Origin of the sequence: Halovivax asiaticus JCM 14624 (genome assembly GCF_000337515.1) — an archaeon.
Lineage (GTDB): Archaea > Halobacteriota > Halobacteria > Halobacteriales > Natrialbaceae > Halovivax > Halovivax asiaticus.
The window spans coordinates 1-17,313 of the sequence record NZ_AOIQ01000021.1 but is presented as its reverse complement, the minus strand read 5'-3'; the positions used below and the strand labels follow the sequence as shown (position 1 = coordinate 17,313).

Below are 17,313 nucleotides of genomic sequence, written 5' to 3'. Positions count from 1 at the left end.
CATGACCGAACCACTACTCTCCGTCGAGAACTTACACACGCACTTCGAGACCCACGACCGAACCGTCCACGCCGTCAACGGCGTCTCGTTCGACATCGAGCCGGGGGAAGTCGTCGGCATCGTCGGCGAGAGCGGGAGTGGCAAGTCCGTCACTGCCCGTTCGATCATGCGACTCGAAGAGCCAGGGAAGATCGTGGACGGCTCGATCCGGTATCGTGGCGAAGCGTTGACCGAAGCGACAGACGAGACGATCCGTCGCCTGCGAGGCCAGGATATGTCCATGGTCTTTCAGGACCCGATGACGACGCTCAACCCGGTCTTCACCGTCAGCGAACAGATCGTCGAGTCGCTGAAGGTCCACGACAATCCCGATCATCAGCCGTTGCGCGAGTACCTACGAATCCCGTTTCTCCACGATCGCACCGACTGGGCGGAAAAACGCGACCGAGTCGTCGAACTCATGTCAGAGGTGGGCATCCCGAATCCCGAAGAACGACTCGACGCGTACCCACACGAGTTCTCCGGCGGCATGCGACAGCGAGCCATGCTCGCCATCGCACTGGCAAGCGAGCCGGACCTCCTGATCGCCGACGAACCGACGACCGCCCTCGACGTCACGATTCAGGCCCAGATCCTGCAGATCCTGTCCGACCTCCGCGCCAGCCGTGACATGTCCGTGATGTTGATCACGCACGACATCGGCGTCGTCTCCGAAGTCTGCGACCGCGTCATCGTGATGTACGGCGGCCAGGTGATGGAGACCGGGACGACCGAGCAGATCCTGACCCAGCCCCGCCATCCGTACACGCAGGCGCTGCTCGATTGTATGCCCCAACAAACGGAACGCAAGGAGCAGTTGGCGACGATCGAGGGACAGGTGCCGAATCAGCTCGGCGATATCGAGGGCTGTCCTTTCGCCTCGCGCTGTGCGTACGCCGACGCCGCGTGCACGTCGGCCTCGATGCCGGTCTGTGACTGCGGCGACGGGCAAGAGGCGGCGTGCTGCGCACTCGACCGCGTTCCGGACCCGACCCGGGAAGCGGTCGGCGTGGAGGGATCGCGATGAGCGTCGATCGCTCCGAAAACGCAACGGCTAGTGGCGGTGGCGCCGAAGCTGGAGACGCGACCGACGCACAACTGAACGATGCCGGTTCGGCCACCCGGGAAGCCGTCATCGAACTCGATAACGTCTCGAAATCGTTCGCGATGAACGACTCGCTGCTCGACCGACTGCTCGGCAACACGACCAGCCTCGACGCCGTCTCGAACGTCTCGCTCTCGGTTCATCGCGGCGAGACGCTGGGCGTCGTCGGCGAGAGCGGCAGCGGCAAGTCGACGCTCGCGAACCTCGTCACCGGACTGTACACGCCGACCGAGGGCGTCATCTCGCTCGACGGGACCCCCGTCGGCGGGGCGACCGACCGCCCAGCAGACCTGCTCGCTGACGTGGGCGTCGTCTTCCAGAACGCGAGTTCGAGCATCAATCCCCGAATGACGGTCGGCGACGCCATCGCCGAACCGCTCATCACGCAGGGGTGGTCGGCCGACGACTGCGAGGAGCGAATCGCCGAACTGCTAGAGCTCGTCGAACTCTCCGAGCACCATCTCGATCGATACACGCACGAGCTCTCGGGTGGCCAGGCCCAGCGCGTCTCCATCGCACGGGCGATCGCCACCGAGCCGAGCGTCCTCGTCCTCGACGAGCCGGTCTCCGCGCTGGACGTCTCCGTCAAGGGGAGCATCCTCAACCTCCTCATGCGGATCCAGGACGAACTCGACCTCACCTACCTCCTCATCAGTCACGACCTGAGCGCCGTCAAGCACGTCGCCGACCGCATCGCCGTCATGTACGTCGGCGAGTTGATGGAGGTCGGGCCGGCCGAGGAGCTGTTCGACCGACCCGCTCACCCCTACACGGAGGCCTTGCTCGCGGCGATTCCGAACGTGGATCCGTCCTCGACCATCGAGGAGACGTTCGTCCTCGAGGGCGAGGTCCCGAGCCCGGTCGACCCGCCGTCGGGCTGTGTCTTCCACACCCGCTGTCCGATGGCGGAAGAAACGTGTCGCACGACCGTCCCCGACCAGATCGAGGTCGGGGACGGGTGGTCGCGGTGTCACTTCGCCGAATCGGTCGCGGACGACGAGGAGGTCACCGATGCGTGGCAGTGACTCGCCGATCGAATCCGAAAGGCCTCTCCGACCGAGCGGTGACGAGGAGAACCGATGACCGCCGACGAACCGTCAGATCCCGACCAGTCGACGCCAGATCGGTCCGCCGTCAGCGACGAACTCGACGTTCCAGACGAGCCGCCGGACCCGGCCGAGACGTCGCACGTCCTCCCCGACGAGAAGCTCGCCTATCCCGACTTCACGTTCGAGGACGGAGCCGTCGATGCTGACGGCCACTTCGACCTGGAAACCGCGCTCGACCGCGAAGAGATGCGCGAGTGGCTCGCGGAGCTCCGAGGTGGACTCGCCAGCCACGACATCGGCGTCTCGGCTTCGGAGGGGCGGGCGATCTTCGGCGTCGGCGGCGGCGACGTCTCCGTCTCGTTCGACCCGGACGAGTCCCACCGCGGCCGCCTCGAGTTTACCTTCTCCATCGACGCGAAGCTGATGACGTGTTCGGACGATTCCGACGTCCGCGTCGCTGGATCGCGTGGCGGCGAGGGTTTCATCCCGCTCGACATGCTGGTCGAGGACCGGGGGCCGCGGACCTACCGCTGTTACAACTGGATCGACGATCCGACCGAGCGCGAGTAACCGTCACCGCGGACCGCTATTCTCACCGCGGCCAGCCGGCTCACTCGGCACCCGCGCCGACCATCGCGTTCTCGACAGGCGACTCCCAGAGCAAGATCGCCAGCGAGCCGACGACGAGCACACCCCCGGCGAGCGAGAGGGCGTAGACGGGCGAAACGCTGTCAGAGAGGACGCCGCTGCCGAGCTGGAACGGAATCACCGTGAGCGCGCTGACCATCGCCATCGCGCTCAGGACGGTCGCTCGACCGAGCGTCTCGACTCGGTCGTTGACGTACTGCCCGGCGAGGACGCGCGTCGGTTCGACGATTCCCCAGCCGACGAACAGGGCGACGAACGCGAGCGCCGGGACGAACGCCATCGCAACGAGGAGCGTCCCCACCACCAGCGGGGCCCCGACGAACCAGCGGTGCAGGCCGATGCGTTCCCGGAGAAATCCGATCCGGTAGCTCACGGCCGCCGAGGCGAGGTTCATCGCGGCGTAGAACCCGCCGAGCAGCGTCTCGACGTTGTCGGGCGCGACGGCGAGCTCGTACGCTCCGGATCCGGGGATTGGGACCGACAGGACGACGTCGATTCCGAGATCGGCCATGGTCGATTCGAACGCCGGCTGGAGGAAGATGAACACGAGGTACGTGACAGCCGAGAAGAGCACGTAGTAGTAGACGATGAACGACCGCAGTCGGCGTTGCCCGAGCGCCTCGCGGACGACGTCCCAGGCCTCTCGAAACCCGAGCTCGCTCGACCCGCTCTCCTCGTAGGTCTCCGGTTCGTCTAACGTAAGGATGACGAGCGTGCCGATGCCGGTGAACAGGGCTGCAGCGAGGAACGGGTACGCGAGGTCGATCCCGCCGAGATAGCCGCCGACCAGCGACGCACCGACGCCCGCGGCCAGCGCGATCGACTGACCGCGGCCGCGGACGCGCGTGAACGCGTCGGTGTCGTCGCTATCGGCCAGCGTTTCGTAGACCCACGCGTCCTCCGTCCCCGACCGGAAGTTGTAGCCCGTCGACCAGACGATAAAGAGGACGGCGAAGGCGATAGCCGAACTCGCGAGCGCGATGGCGACCAGCGTCGCGGTGATCGTTGCGCTCCCGACCAGCAAACTGTTTCGCCGGCCGATCCGATCGCCGACGTACCCCGTCGGAATTTCCCCGACCACCGTCGCCACGTTGTACAACGCCTCGAAGATCACGATGTGAGTGAACGAGAGCCCCAGCGAGAGGAAGTACAGGTACATGATCGGCCGATAGAACTCGACCGCCTCGGTCGCTTTGTAGAAGTAGTATTTCACCACCGCCACGTCGCGGACCATGATCATCACGGCGCAACGTCGGGAGAAAAGGGTTCGGGATGCGGAAGCGGTCGCGTCGCTTCCCGGTCACCCGCCGTCGACGCGGCGCAACGTCCCTCGAACGATCGGCGCGGCCGGATAGAGCCGAGCGTCCGTCCGGACGAACTCGGTCAGTTCGAAGCGATCGTCGGCGTCGAACCGATCGACCGTGTCACGATCGAGGTGACAACCGCCGGCGACGCGTTTCCACACCGGCGTCAGGACCTCCTGAAGACGCCGATAGTACCCCGTCCCGCCGACGTGTTCCAGAAACCGGAACTCGCCGTCCGGCCGGAGGACGCGGGCGACCTCGTCGAGCGCCACACCCGGCTCGGCGATCGAACAGAACACGAGCGACGAGATGACGACGTCCACGCTATCGTCCGCGAAGGGAAGCGTCTCGGCCCTGGCGTCGTGGAACTCGACGGGAAGCCCCAGCTCCGTAGCGCGCGAGCGAGCGCGACGGCGCATCGTCCGATCGGGTTCGACCGCGTGATACTCGACCGGGGCGGCGGGAGCGTCCGCCCCGGTGACGGATTCCCGTGCGGGTCCCGCCTGCCCCGCACCGACCGCCTCGACCACGAAGGGAAACATCGCGCCGTCACCCGCCCCGACGTCGACGACCCGGCCCATGAGTTCCCGGGCGAGCTCTCGGCGCTGGGCGCCGAGCGTCCGTCGGTCGATCGGATCGAACACCCGGTAGAGCCGCGAGAAAAGCGGGTGATCCAGTTCGTCCGTCTCGGTGCGGTCGCTGGCCATCCCGTGTCGTTACGCGGTCCCGCCCCGAGTGTGTTGGGGTGGTCCCCGGTGGCGGGGTTCGTCGAGCGACGGGCCAAGGGCCAAGGTGAACGATGACGAAAAGTCGCCTAGCCATGTTCGACGATCGCAGGGATGCGGGTGAGCTCCTCGCGGCCGAACTCGACCGCCGCGACGTCGAGGCCGACCTCGTCCTCGGCATCCCCCGTGGAGCGCTTCCCGTCGCCCGCCCGGTCGCCGACGCACTCGACGCGGACCTGGACGTCGTCGTCGCCTCGAAGATCGGGGCACCCGGAAATCCGGAACTGGCCATCGGCGCCGCGGCGAGCGACGGCGCCGTCTGGCGCAACGAAGGGCTCATCGACCGGATCGGCGTCCCACAGGACCACATCGAGCGCGAACGCGACCGCGAGATCGAAGCTGCCCGCACCAAACTCGAACGCTACCGCGGCACGAGCGAGCTCCCCGAAATCGAGGGTAAACGCGTCGTGGTCGTCGACGACGGCGTCGCGACGGGTGCGACCGCCCGCGCCTGCCTCAGACAGGTCCGCGAAAACGATCCCGCCTCCCTCACCCTCGCCGTCCCCGTCTCCTCACCGGATTCCGCCGCCGACCTTCGCGCCGAGGCCGGCGAGGTGATCGCCCTGCAGACGCCCGCCACGTTCCGCGCCGTCGGCCAGTTCTACCGGCAGTTCGGCCAGGTGAGCGACGAGGAGGCGATGGCGTATCTGGAGCAGTAGACGGAATATCGGGCCCAGCGGACAGAGATTCTATATTTTTCGACGTCGGTAAAGGAGCCACCAACCTGCGGTAACTGCGAAGGCGGTCACGGACGAACAGCATCCGAGCGAACGTAGTGAGCGCGGTTAACCGGCGGCGGAGCCGCCGGCCTTTTTCATCGAAGTTTTTCGAGGAGCGGGTCGCCTTCGGCGACCCCGACGAAGAAAAAGTTCGGTTTTAGGGCCACACGCCGCGGAACTCGTGGGCAGCGGCGATGCGCTTGAGCGCGACGACGTAGGCGGCGTCGCGCCAGGTGAGGTCCTTGTCCTCGACCTCGTCTTTGACGTCGGCCCAGGCCGAGAGCATCTCGGTTTCGAGTTCTTCGTTGACGCGTTCGAGCGACCAGGCGCGGCGGTTGATGTCCTGGAGCCACTCGAAGTAGCTGACGGTGACGCCGCCGGCGTTTGCGAGGATGTCGGGGATGACGGGGATGTCGCGGTCGTCGAAGATGGCGCCGGCCGCGAATGTGGTCGGACCGTTCGCGCCTTCGACGATCATGTCCGCGCTGACGTCGTCCGCGTTCTCCTCGGTGAGGACGTTGCCGATGGCGGCGGGGATGAGAACGTCGACGTCGAGTTCGAGCAGTTCCTCGTTCGGGATCTTCTCGCCGACGCCGGTCGCGGCGGTGACGGCCTCTGGCTCTTCGTCGTGAGAGGGGATCTTGTCGACGTCGATACCGTCGGCGTCGTAGCGGGCGCCGTTGACGTCGCTGACGGCGACGATGTTGGCGTCCCACTCGTAGAGTAGGCGGGCGGCGTTCGCGCCGACGCTGCCGAACCCTTGCACAGCGACGGTCGTCTCGGAGAGATCGTAGTCGTAGTACTCGCAGGCCTCGCGGGTGATGATGGCGACGCTGCGGCCGGGTGCCTCCTCGCGGCCCTCGCTGCCGCCGATCGCGGGCGGCTTGCCGGTGACGACACCCGGGATCGTCTCGTCTTCCTGCATGCTGTAGGCGTCCATCAGCCAGGCCATCGTCTGCGGGTCGGTGCCCATGTCGGGCGCCGGGATGTCCTTCGTCGGGCCGATCGCCGAGCGGATTTCCTGGGTGAACCGGCGGGTCAGACGTTCCTTCTCCTTGCTACTCAGGTCCTTGGGATCGACGACGACGCCGCCTTTGGCGCCGCCGAAGGGCAGGTCCATGACGGCGCACTTCCAGGTCATCCACATCGCGAGGCCGGCACACTCGTCGCGGCTGACCTCCGGGTGGTAGCGCAGGCCGCCCTTGTACGGCCCGCGGACGCTGTCGTGCTGGGCGCGGAAGCCGGTCAGAACCTCGACGCTGCCGTCGTCGCGCCGCAGCGGGAGCGAGACCTCGTGGATCTTGCGCGGCCGCTTGAGGCGCTCGACGACGTTCGGGTCGATGTCGACGTGTTTCGTCGCGCGAGCGAGCTGGTGTTTCGCGTTCTCGAGAGCCGATTCCGGCTCGTCTTTGTCGGAAGCGTCGCCCGCCTCCTCGGCAACATTTGCGGACATTGAGTAGCCGTTTCGTCTCCGAGGGTTTCGTAGTTCCGATCCGATCGTTAGCGAGTGGTGTGGTACCGGCACCCACCCGACGGGCAGCGACGATCCCGGCCGGTGCAAGCCCACGTCCTTCCCGTCGGACCGACGGAGTCGGACCATGGCGCCGGAAGAGCCCGACGTCGACCGAGCACAGGACCGGATCAGCGAACGGAAAGCGGAGCGGGCCGAGACGACGGAATCGATCCTCGCGGACGTCGAACGACGGCTAGGAGAGGTCGAGTACCCGGTCACGGGTGAAGAACTCTCACAGGAGTACGCGCTGGGCGAGATGGATCTACCGAACGAGACCGAGTCGCTCGGGAGCGCGCTCGACAGGCTGGTGAACGAGGAGTTCTCGTCCGCCGGCGAAGCTCGTGAAGCGATCTACGGGGAGATAACGGGCGACGCGGGAAATCGCGACGAGGCGAACGCCGGGCGTGATCTCGAGCGACTCGACGAACAGGCAGGCGGGTCGGTCACCGAGGGGACTGATCAGCGCTGAGTCGCGGCCGATCAGAGACTCACGAGGAGAGTGCCGTATATCCCGGCGCCGACGGCGAACGCCCAGAACCGGCCGTCTCGCGTCTGCGGCAGTTCATTCTTGATCGCGTTGAAGACGATCCCGCCCGTCAACAACGAGAGCGCGACCGTATAGACGCCAGGATCGAAGGCGACCACTGCCCCGACCAGCGCGCCCAGCGCGACGGCGGCCGCCAGGACGAATCGGCCGTAGCGGGCGTACAGGTGCGGGTGATGTTCGTGCATGGCCTGGTCGTTGCCGAAGAGGTGCAACGCCATCGCGATCGTAAAGAGGAACACGCTCTCCGCACCGGTTTCCCCGCGGACGATGGCGTAGCCGATGACCGCGTTGTAGAGCGAGAAGCCGCCGACGTGAGCGGCGAAGACGGCCGTCCCCGACGGTGAATCGTCACGGTCACGCGAGGTAGCCCCGGCCGTCGACGCGAGTCGTTCCAGCCCGTAGAAGAGCGTGAGGCCGACGAACGCGACCAGGTAGATGTGCTCCGAGACGAGCGTGACCCCCAGCAGATCGAGTCCCTCGATCGTCTCCCGTCGGTGATCGATCTCGGGAAAGAGGTGAACGAACGCGTAGACGATCGAGACGCCACCAGCCAGCGAGAGGAGGCCGTGTCGCCGTCGCTCGATCGCCGCGGGTAACCGGTGGGGAAGCAGATGTGCCAGCATCACGAACAGGACGAACAGGGAGATGAGGACAGGTTCGGAAGCGATCGACGTGGCGACGACGGCGAGATCACTGCCGATCGGCGTGGCGACGACCATACACGACGTACGGCTACCACCCTGTTGTCACTTCGCCCGGTGCCCGCGCTCTCCGTCAGACCACGCCCCTGACGAGTGCGCCGAACGTGGGCAGCCCGAGCGCCGCACCAATCGTGAGGTAGATCGGCGGCGTCATCGCGAGTGTCTGGCCGAGCGACCCGGCGACCGTCACGGCGAAGACGGCGAGGAGGACGACACCGAAACCGAGGCCCGCGAGGAGGGCCCGACGGAGCGTTCGAGCGACGAATCCGACCAGCATACCGCCGAGAAGCAATCCGAGCCAGTGAAACCAGGCCAGGCCGAGGCCGACGACGACCGCGACGACGACAGCGACGCGATGTGGGCCGGGCTGGGTCCGGATGCGAGAGACAGCACCACGAACCTGGTCGACAGCGTCACGCCGGTCAGCGGGCGATTCGCCACCCGCCCGGGACTCGAATTCGTCGTCCGGGCGCCGATCACCGTCGTTCTCCGACGAATTGGTGGGGCCGAGTTCCTCGCTCGTCATGAGGACTCACCCTCGAAGGACACGATCGTCTCACCCACGATGTCGAGCGTGAGCAGCCGGTACTCGCCAGCGATCCACTCCTCAAACTGGTCGTCGTAGTGGTCGGAGGAGTAATCGCCCGAATTGCCCCCCGGCAAGATCGTCCGGGCCTCGCCGCCGGGGTGTGCCAGGAGACGTGTACTCGATCCGACGGCAGAGTCCACTCGATAGTTGTTAATCGTCGCGCGCGAGCCGCCGATCGGGTGCACGTCGTAGTTCAGAAACGCCGCCTGGCCGCCGAACGGGTGTTCGATCGGGGCCGTGGTGTTGTAGTCGCCGTAGGTCTCCCACTCGGCCCCGTCGAGTTCCGAGAGCGTCGCCTCCAGCGCTCCGATCAGTGTGGCTGTCCGTGACATCGACTCGAACAACTGGCTGTCGGCCGGCAGCGTGGCGACGGCCCAGTCCGACGGGTAGTCGGAGTCGTCGAGTCCGGCGTCTTCGAAGCGCGGTTCGCAGACGGTCTCGACGAGGTTGTCGACCCATCGGGCGAAGACGAGTGCCGCCTCCGAGTCCGGAGCCATCTCGTAGTCCCAGTCGTCGAGCAGGTCGCTCGCCTCGACGATACGTCGATCGCCCTCCTCCGCGACTCGATCGACGGCGGCAACGAGTGCTGGAACCAGCTGGGCGGCGCGGGGATCGACGCGATCGGTCTGGACGGCCGCGTGATCGTCGAGCGTCGTCGCACCCTCCGCCGTCAGCTCGTCGAGGCGGTCGTAGATACGGCCGCCGCGGTAGGGTGCGGCGTAGGCCGTGCCGACGTAGTGGGTCGGATCGTCGGCGACGCGCTGGTTCGCCGTGGCGAGACGGTCGGGATCGATCGCGTGTGGCTTCTCGTCGAACGGGACGAACCCCTCCCAGGTCGCCTCGCCGTAGGGTTCGTAGCCCGCCCACTCCGCTTCGCCCGCCGAGCCGTCGAAGATTCGGTCGCCGCGGACGGGTTCGCCGTCGATCGTTCGCTGGGGCAGTTGCCCGGTCGTGTAGTAGCAGGTCCGCCCGTCGGCGTCCGCGTAGACGACGTTCTGCGTCGGCTCGTCGAACGTCTCGAGTGAGTCGAGGACGTCGTCGAGACCCTCGCTCCGGCCGATTTCGTAGATCGACTGGGAGGTTCGGGTGGCGGTGAGGCCGGTCCAGGCGACGCCGACGTGTTCGCCCTCGCGTTCGAGGAAGGGACCGTGGACGGTCTTGCGGACGGTGACGGTGCGATTCTCGCCGTCCGCGACGGCGATCTCGTGTTCTTCGGTATCGAACTCGCGCCACTCGCCCTGATAGCGGTAGCGACTGCCGTCCTCGTCGAGTTCGTACCGGTAGCAGTCGAGGACGTCCGCGCCGACGTTGGTGAACCCCCAGGCACCGTCCTCGTTCGCGCCGATGATCACGAACGGGACGCCCGGGAACGTCACGCCGCGGACGTTCGTCTCCGACGTGACGACGTGCTGTTCGTACCAGATCGGCGGCGTCATCAGCGAGAGGTGCGGATCGTTGGCGACGATGGGCGTCCCGGAGTCGGTGTACTCACCGGAGACGACCCAGCTGTTCGATCCCACGCCGGGCGGCGATTCGAACTGTGCGAGCCAGTCGACGAGTTCGTCCGACCCGTTCGTCGAATCGTCGCTGGCCGAGGAACTCGTCTCGCTCGTCGAACCGGGACGATCAGACTGGCCCGTCTCGCCCGTCGAACTGTCGCCATCCGACGGGCCCGTCCCGCTCGTCTGATCGGCGTTCGGCTGGGCTGCAGAGCCCGTCCGGAGTCGACGCGAGGCCGGTTCGGACTGTCTCGCAGTGGTGCCACCAACCCCACCGACGTCACCGAGGGCGTCGTCTCCGGGACGGAGCACGGGGACGTCGTGGTCGTACGTGGTCGGGAAGAGGTCGCTCACGATCTCCGCGCCGAGGGCGTCGGTGAGGCGCTCGCGCCGGAGCGCGTCGAAGTTCCCCGTCAGGGTCCAGGCGATCTGCTTCTCCAGGAGGATCGTGTCCACCGGCGTCCAGGGGGCCGGCTCGTGACCGAGCACCTGGAACTCGATCAGGAGTTCCTCGTTCTCGATTGCGGCGTTCACCCCGTCGGCGAACGCCCGGACGAGTGGTGCGTGGCTCGTCTCCGCCATGCGGTCCCAGGTCGCCTCGGCCGCACCGACGAAGTCCATCTTGACGTGGAACTCGTCGCTCTCGACGGTCGCCTCGCCGGCGATTTCGGAGAGCTGGCCGCGCAGCTGGCGTCGCTGGATGTCGAGCTGGAAGAGCCGGTCGAACCCCTGGACGTAGCCGACCGCGAAGTAGGCCGCCCGTTCGTCTTCGGCCTCGACGTGGGGAATCCCAACGTCGTCTCGTTTGATCGTCGCCGATCCGTACGGGTTCGTGGCCTCGCCCGAGACGTCGCGATCGACGGCGTCCCAGGTGTCGCCCGACAGTGGGGCAAACTTCTCGAGTAGTGACCCCACGTCCGAGGCTGCCAGGCCCACCGTGCCGGCCCCGAGCACGGTCGCGAGCAGCGCCCGTCGTGTGGTGTTTTCGCTCACACCTCACACTCGAACGGAGACCCCTTAAGTGTCAGCGTCGGTGCCGGGGATCGGACGGCGACGGCCGGCACAGTCGTGGGTGTCCGGCCGGCCGACGAGGAGGCTATCGGCGTGGACGGCCGAGGCGCCGGAACCGGCAGGAGTGATAGCAGAACGGCTTTACGTCGCGGTCTACTCGTTTCGCCCATGGATTACGAATCGAGTCTCGACCGTGCGATGGAGAACGTTCCCGACATCGGCGGCGACGACGAACGTCTCGACATTCCGGACGCCGAGCCCCAGAAGGACGGTGCATTCACGCGGTTTACGAACATGAGCGAGATCGCCGACGTGCTCAGCCGGGAACCGGAGCACCTCCACCGGTTCATCCAGCGCGAACTCGGAACCAGCGGCAAGTTTGAAGACGGCCGCGGCCGGTACAACGGTAACTTCTCGCAGACGGACCTGGACGCGGTCGTCGACGCCTACGTCGACGAGTACGTCCTCTGTTCGGAGTGTGGCCTGCCCGACACCCGCCTGGTTCGCGAGGATCGCACACCCATGCTTCGCTGTGACGCCTGTGGGGCCTTCCGACCGGTCACCAAACGCTCCCAGAGCCAGTCCCAGCAGCAAGATCGCGACGAGGTCGAAGAGGGCCAGACCTACACCGTCGAGATCACCGGCACCGGCCGAAAGGGCGACGGTGTGGCCGAGAAGGGCAACTACACGATCTTCGTCCCCGGCGCCGACGAGGGCGACGTCGTCGAGATCTACATCGAGAACATCTCGGGCAACCTCGCCTTCTCCCGGAAGGCCTGAACGCGCGTCCAGTTCCCCCGGGAAACGGGCGTAGACTTTTCGACGAACGACAACCAGTTCCGACCGTCCGGGTTTCCTGAATCAGCACTATCAAGGGCACCTCCCGCGTTGGCTAGCTCATGGACGAGACAGTGCGCACGGGCCTCGACGGCGTGGTCGCAGACGAGACGCGACTGAGCGCGATCGACGGTGACGCCGGTCAGCTGACGATCGGCGGCTTCGCCCTCGACGAACTAGCGGGCAACGCCACGTTCGAGGAGACCCTCTTTGTGCTGTACGAGGATCGACTTCCGACGGCTGACGAACTCGAGAATTTCAGCGCCGAACTCGCCGAGTATCGGGCGCTCGCCCCGGCGACGAGATCGGTCGTCGAGGCGGCGGCCGAGCGCGGCCAGTCCGCCATGGACGCTGCCCGGATGGGACTCGCGAGCGCGTCGCTCGCCCGGCCAGCGTCGGCGGCAGACGACGTGAACGGCGAAACGGCGGCGGAAGACTCGGATCGAGACGCGCTGATCGCCGTTGCACAGTTGCCGACGATCGTCGCTACCTACTGGCGCGCACGTGAGGACGAGGAGCTCATCGATCCCAGCGACGACCTCTCGCACGCGGGCAACTACCTCTACATGCTCACCGGCGAGGAACCGACCGACAGCGAGGTCCGGGGACTGGAGACCTACCTCAACGCGGTCGTCGACCACGGGTTCAACGCCTCGACGTTCACGGGACGCACGATCGCGTCCACCGAATCGGACGTAATCTCGGCGGTTACCGGTGCCGTCGGCGCGCTGAAGGGGCCGCTCCACGGCGGCGCGCCCGGACCCGTCCTCGACATGCTGGAGGAGACCCACGCGGCCGACGACGTCCGCTCCGTATTGGCAACTAAACTCGACGACGGCGAGCGGCTGATGGGCTTCGGTCACCGGGTGTACAACGTCCGCGATCCGCGTGCGGCGGTGCTCTCGGAGGGCGCCGAAGCGTTCTACCGGGCCGAGGATGGCGGCGACGAGGCGTTCTACGAGTCGGCCGTCGAGACCGAAAGCGTCGCGCGCGACCTGCTCGCCGACCGCCGGCCCGACCTCGATCTGGAGACGAACGTCGAGTTCTACACCGCGATCATCCTGCGCGGCGTCGGCATCCCGCAGCCGCTCTTTAGCGCGACGTTCGCCGTCGCCCGTGTCGGCGGCTGGACCGCCCACGCACTCGAACAGCTGGCCGACAACCGTATCGTCCGCCCCCGCTCCGCCTACATCGGCGAGTACGACCGAACGTGGACGCCGATCGACGAGCGCTGAACGGTCGGCCGGGTCCAGTCGTCGGATTCGTGGATCGCCGCCTCCTGAACCCTTTTGCCCGTCTACGCTATCTGCCCACACATGGCAACACGTCTCCCGGAGGTCGAGTACGACGACCGGCTCGCACGGGTTCGCGACCGGATTGCGGCGTCACACACCGATGCCGGCGTCTGGTTCGGCGCGACGAGCATCGAGTACCTAACCGGCTTCGACCACATCCAGACCGAACGTCCCGTCTGTCTCGCCGTCACGCCCGAGACCGCCGAGATCACCGTCCCGCGGCTGGAGGTCGAACGCGTCGAACCCAACCCCCGGATCGACGCCGTCCACCACTACCACGACTACCCGGGCGGTCGCCCGATCGCCATCGCGGCGGAGATGCTCGCCGGACTCGGGGTCGAGACCGTCGTGGCAGATAGCGACGGCGCACCCGGGACGATGGGCTATGAGGGGCCCGCCCTCTCAGCGTTCGTCGAGGTCGACGACCAGGCGTGGGTGTCCCGCATGCGCTGGGAGAAGTCCGACGCCGAACTCGACCTGATCCGCGAGTCGGCTCGCTGGGGGAACCTGGCCCACCGCTACCTCGCCGACTACACGGAGGTCGGCGTCCACCCGGTCACCGTGAGCCAGCGCGCCTCGATGGAGGCCTCGCGAGCGATGCTCGACACCCTCGGCGACGAGTACGTCGCCCGGACGCGCGGCTCCGGTCCGGCCTTCGCGGGCTACATCACCGGCCCGCAGACCCGATTGCCCCACGGCCACACTGCCAACCGTCGACTGCAGGCGGGCGACGTGCTCGTCACCGGCGCGGCGGCGAACGTCGACGGTTACCACTCCGAACTCGAGCGAACGATGTTCCTCGGTGAACCCACCGACGAGCAGCGCCACTACTTCGAACTCATGGTCGAGATGCAGGACGTCGCGATCGACGCGCTCGGTCCGGGCGTCCCCATCGCCGACGTCGACGAGGCGGTCCGCGACTACGTCGACGAACAGGGCGTCGCCGACCTGTACCAGCACCACGTCGGCCACAACATCGGCATGGGCGGCCACGAGCCGCCGTACGTCGATCAGGGGTGGGGCGATCACTGCGAGACCGACGCCACGAGTTACGACGACGAAGACGCCATCATGCAACCTGGCCACGTCTGGACGATCGAACCCGGTCTCTACACCGACGAGTACGGCTACCGCCACTCGGACACCATCGCCATCACCGAAGACGGCATCGAGTGGCTCACCTACTTCCCCCGCGACCTCGAGGGGAACGTCATTCCGATCGCGTGAGGTGACAGGGCCCGACTTCTGGTCACCGACCGGCGACTCGCTGACGGTGAACACCAGGCGATCCCGGCAGCACTTCCCGGCAACCGGACCGATCGATTCAAGTGAATTTGGATTACCCACACTGACATGGCAGTCTCCTTCGACTGCTTCGGCACACTCGTGACCGCCGACCGGCCGACCGACCCGGCCGCAGCCGTCGCGACCGAGCTCGCGGCGAGAGGAGTGGCCGTTCCGACCGACTGGGCGGAGGCCTACCGCGAGCACCACGTTCCGGCACCCGAACACGCAGAAGTCCCCCTCCCGGCCCACGTCGGGGCCGCACTGGCGAGTCGCGACGTCGAGTGGGACGGAAACGCCGTCAGGCGGGCCGTCGTCGCCGCGTTCGACCCCACCGTCGAGACGAGACGCGGTGCCGTCGAAGCGGTCGACGCTGCCGCCGAGCGCGGCCCGGTCGCGATCTGCTCGAACTGCGCCGTCCCGGAACTCGTCTCGAAGACGCTGCTGCGCTCCGAGATCGATCGATCGGTCTTCGACGCGATCGTGACCAGCACCGGCTGTGGCTTTCGCAAGCCGGCACCGGAGATATTCACGGCGACGGCCGACGCGCTGGCCGTCGACGCGGCCACACTGGTTCACGTCGGCGACGATCCGGCGACCGACGGTGGCGTCACCGACGTCGGTGGCACGGCCATCCTGTTGGGGGAGACGCCGCTCTCGGCCGTTCCGGATCGACTCGACGAGGTGGACGCGTGAGTACTCGCCTGCAGCCGCTACACCGGTGGTGTCCGTGACCACGACCACCGTCGCCCTCGTCGCGTTCGCCGTCAGCTTCGATCTGCTCGTCGGCGAGCCACGCACGCGCTGGCACCCGGTTGCCTGGTTCGGCACGATCGTCGGCCTCGTCGATCGAGACTGGGATCTCGACACGGGTAACGAGCGCTGGCTCGGACTGGTGGTCGCTCTCGTGTTCCCGGCGGCCGCAGCGGGGCTCGTCGGTGGACTGGTCGGCCTCGCCGGCTTCGTTCACCCCACCGTCGCGGCGCTGCTCGCCGGCGTCGTCCTCTTCCTGACGACGAGTCTTCGGTCCCTGCTGGAACTGACCGAAGCCGTCGTCGAGGAGAGCAAATCGGACCCGGAAACGGCCCGGCAGACCGTCCGCGGGCTCGCCGGCCGCGACGCGAGTTCGCTCTCGCCGGCACAGCTTCGCAGCGCCGCGATCGAGAGCGCCGCTGAGAACCTGGCTGACGGGTTCGTCGCGACGCTCGCCCCGTTCGTCCTCCTGGCCCCGGTCTCGCTCCCAGCCGCGGCCGCCGCCGCGACCTGGGTCAAGGCCGTGAACACGCTCGACTCGATGCTCGGCTATCCCGACAAGCCCATCGGCACCGCGAGCGCCAGACTCGACGACGTCGTTATGTGGCTCCCTGCGCGCCTGACCGCCGGCTCCCTCGCACTCGCCGCCGGACGACCGCGAGCGCTCGCCACTGCCCGTCAGTGGGTTCGAACGCCGCCGTCGCCGAACTCGGGCTGGCCGATGGCCGTGGCAGCCGTCGTCCTGTCCGTTCGCCTCGAAAAGCCGGACGTGTACGCGCTGAATCCGGCCGGACGGGAACCGACAGGCACCGACGGCGACCGAGCTGTCAGGCTGGTCGGCGTCGGAGCGATCGTCGCGCTCTTGGTACTCGTCGTCGCGACGATCGCGCTCGACGCGGGCGTCGTTGGTGCTACGGGCGTCCCGGGTGTCGCAGACGTCGCGGCGATCACGGACCAGCAGCATTCGCTCACCCCGGAGGGACCACCGTGAACTGGACGTGGGTTCGTGCGCTGCGGGCCGGGGTCGCCTTCCTGACGCGAATTCCGACCGGCGGAAGCACGGCTTCGGACTGGGATACGTTCGCGCGAACGCCCGCCGCGTTTCCGGTCGTCGGCGTCTGTATCGGCGTGCTCGCCGCGCTCCCGCTGCTCGCTATCGACCGCGCCCCGGCGCCGACCGTCGTGCTGGGTTACCTCCTCGCAATCTACCTGGTGACGGGAATCAATCACCTGGACGGCGTCGCCGACCTCGGTGACGCCGCGGTCGTCCACGGCGATCGAGGGCGTCGCCGCGAGGTCCTGAAAGATACGACGACCGGCGTCGGGGCCATCCTCGCCGTCTGTCTCGTCGTCGCCGGACTCGCCCTCGCTGGCCTCGCACTGACGGCCCTCCCGATCGGGCTCGCTGTCACGGTCGCGATCACGGCCGAGATCGGTGCCAAACTCGGCATGGCCACCGTCGCCGGCCTCGGGACGGCGAGCCACGACGGGTTCGGATCCCAGTTCACGCAGAATGCCACGCCGCGCTCGCTCGGTAGTCCGTTCGTGTTCTCGATCCTGGCCGTGGGTGCCATCACGGTCGCCGTCGACGCAGCACTGCCGGCCCTGTCTCTTATACACATCTCTGAGCGGGCT

Annotated in this window: 17 protein-coding genes; 11 read left to right on the top strand and 6 right to left on the bottom strand. The window is 67.3% G+C overall.

From position 1 onward, the window contains the following. Position 1 precedes the first annotated feature (1 nt). From C479_RS12620 to C479_RS12610, 3 genes are read left to right on the top strand one after another with little or no spacing between them, the layout of a single operon-like run. Positions 2–1,066, top strand: coding sequence for an ABC transporter ATP-binding protein (locus tag C479_RS12620; protein ID WP_007703238.1), 1,065 nt, complete (start codon positions 2–4; stop codon positions 1,064–1,066). Then, entirely contained in the window at positions 1,063–2,169 is a 1,107-nt protein-coding gene (locus C479_RS12615; RefSeq protein ID WP_007703237.1) for an ABC transporter ATP-binding protein, read from the top strand. The genes C479_RS12620 and C479_RS12615 overlap by 4 nt, the downstream gene beginning before the upstream one ends. A gap of 54 nt (positions 2,170–2,223) precedes the next feature. After that, positions 2,224–2,763: a hypothetical protein gene (locus tag C479_RS12610; RefSeq protein ID WP_007703234.1), complete on the top strand. Its 540-nt coding sequence runs from the start codon at positions 2,224–2,226 to the stop codon at positions 2,761–2,763. Positions 2,764–2,803: 40 nt separating this feature from the next. On the opposite strand, the gene C479_RS12605 is transcribed toward C479_RS12610, so the two are convergent. Continuing rightward, a complete protein-coding gene (locus C479_RS12605) occupies positions 2,804–4,081 on the bottom strand; it encodes an MFS transporter (RefSeq protein WP_007703232.1) in 1,278 nt (425 codons plus the stop codon). A 60-nt stretch (positions 4,082–4,141) separates the two neighbouring features. Continuing rightward, positions 4,142–4,852: a class I SAM-dependent methyltransferase gene (locus C479_RS12600; protein WP_007703229.1), complete on the bottom strand. Its 711-nt coding sequence runs from the start codon at positions 4,850–4,852 to the stop codon at positions 4,142–4,144. Between the two features lie 113 nt (positions 4,853–4,965). Here C479_RS12600 and C479_RS12595 point away from each other — a divergent pair, with 113 nt between their 5' ends. Beyond that, on the top strand, positions 4,966–5,589 hold the full coding sequence (locus C479_RS12595; protein ID WP_007703226.1) for a phosphoribosyltransferase: 624 nt from the start codon (positions 4,966–4,968) through the stop codon (positions 5,587–5,589). A 217-nt stretch (positions 5,590–5,806) separates the two neighbouring features. Here C479_RS12595 and gdhB read toward each other — a convergent pair whose 3' ends face one another. Beyond that, a complete protein-coding gene (gene gdhB, locus C479_RS12590) occupies positions 5,807–7,102 on the bottom strand; it encodes a glutamate dehydrogenase GdhB (RefSeq protein ID WP_049907296.1) in 1,296 nt (431 codons plus the stop codon). 145 nt (positions 7,103–7,247) lie between these two features. Between gdhB and C479_RS12585 the strand changes: the two genes are divergently transcribed. Next, complete coding sequence (locus C479_RS12585) at positions 7,248–7,631, top strand: DUF5789 family protein (RefSeq protein WP_007703219.1); 384 nt, start codon at positions 7,248–7,250, stop codon at positions 7,629–7,631. Between the two features lie 11 nt (positions 7,632–7,642). Here the strand turns inward: C479_RS12585 and C479_RS12580 are convergent, their stop codons facing one another. The 3 genes from C479_RS12580 to C479_RS12570 are packed head-to-tail and all read right to left on the bottom strand — an operon-like array spanning position 7,643 to position 11,491. Continuing rightward, positions 7,643–8,428 (bottom strand): hypothetical protein, encoded by a 786-nt coding sequence (locus tag C479_RS12580; RefSeq protein WP_007703217.1) that lies wholly within the window; start codon positions 8,426–8,428, stop codon positions 7,643–7,645. 55 nt (positions 8,429–8,483) lie between these two features. Continuing rightward, a complete protein-coding gene (locus C479_RS12575; RefSeq protein ID WP_007703213.1) occupies positions 8,484–8,936 on the bottom strand; it encodes a hypothetical protein in 453 nt (150 codons plus the stop codon). Next, entirely contained in the window at positions 8,933–11,491 is a 2,559-nt protein-coding gene (locus C479_RS12570; protein ID WP_007703210.1) for a penicillin acylase family protein, read from the bottom strand. Before C479_RS12570 ends, C479_RS12575 begins: the two co-directional genes overlap by 4 nt. A 186-nt stretch (positions 11,492–11,677) precedes the next feature. Here C479_RS12570 and C479_RS12565 point away from each other — a divergent pair, with 186 nt between their 5' ends. The 6 genes from C479_RS12565 to C479_RS12540 form a co-directional block, all read left to right on the top strand. Further along, positions 11,678–12,289 (top strand): translation initiation factor IF-2 subunit beta, encoded by a 612-nt coding sequence (locus C479_RS12565; protein ID WP_007703208.1) that lies wholly within the window; start codon positions 11,678–11,680, stop codon positions 12,287–12,289. 119 nt (positions 12,290–12,408) lie between these two features. Then, on the top strand, positions 12,409–13,581 hold the full coding sequence (locus C479_RS12560; protein ID WP_007703205.1) for a citrate/2-methylcitrate synthase: 1,173 nt from the start codon (positions 12,409–12,411) through the stop codon (positions 13,579–13,581). Positions 13,582–13,662: 81 nt separating this feature from the next. Next, complete coding sequence (locus C479_RS12555; protein ID WP_007703201.1) at positions 13,663–14,868, top strand: M24 family metallopeptidase; 1,206 nt, start codon at positions 13,663–13,665, stop codon at positions 14,866–14,868. A 126-nt stretch (positions 14,869–14,994) separates the two neighbouring features. Then, positions 14,995–15,621, top strand: coding sequence for an HAD family hydrolase (locus tag C479_RS12550; protein WP_007703198.1), 627 nt, complete (start codon positions 14,995–14,997; stop codon positions 15,619–15,621). Positions 15,622–15,655: 34 nt separating this feature from the next. Beyond that, positions 15,656–16,669 carry an adenosylcobinamide-phosphate synthase CbiB gene (gene cbiB, locus C479_RS12545; protein ID WP_007703195.1) on the top strand — a complete coding sequence of 338 codons (1,014 nt, stop codon included), beginning with the start codon at positions 15,656–15,658 and terminating at the stop codon, positions 16,667–16,669. Beyond that, positions 16,666–17,313, top strand: a 648-nt coding sequence (locus C479_RS12540) for an adenosylcobinamide-GDP ribazoletransferase (RefSeq protein WP_007703192.1), incomplete at its 3' end; no start/stop codon positions are given. The genes cbiB and C479_RS12540, both read left to right, overlap by 4 nt.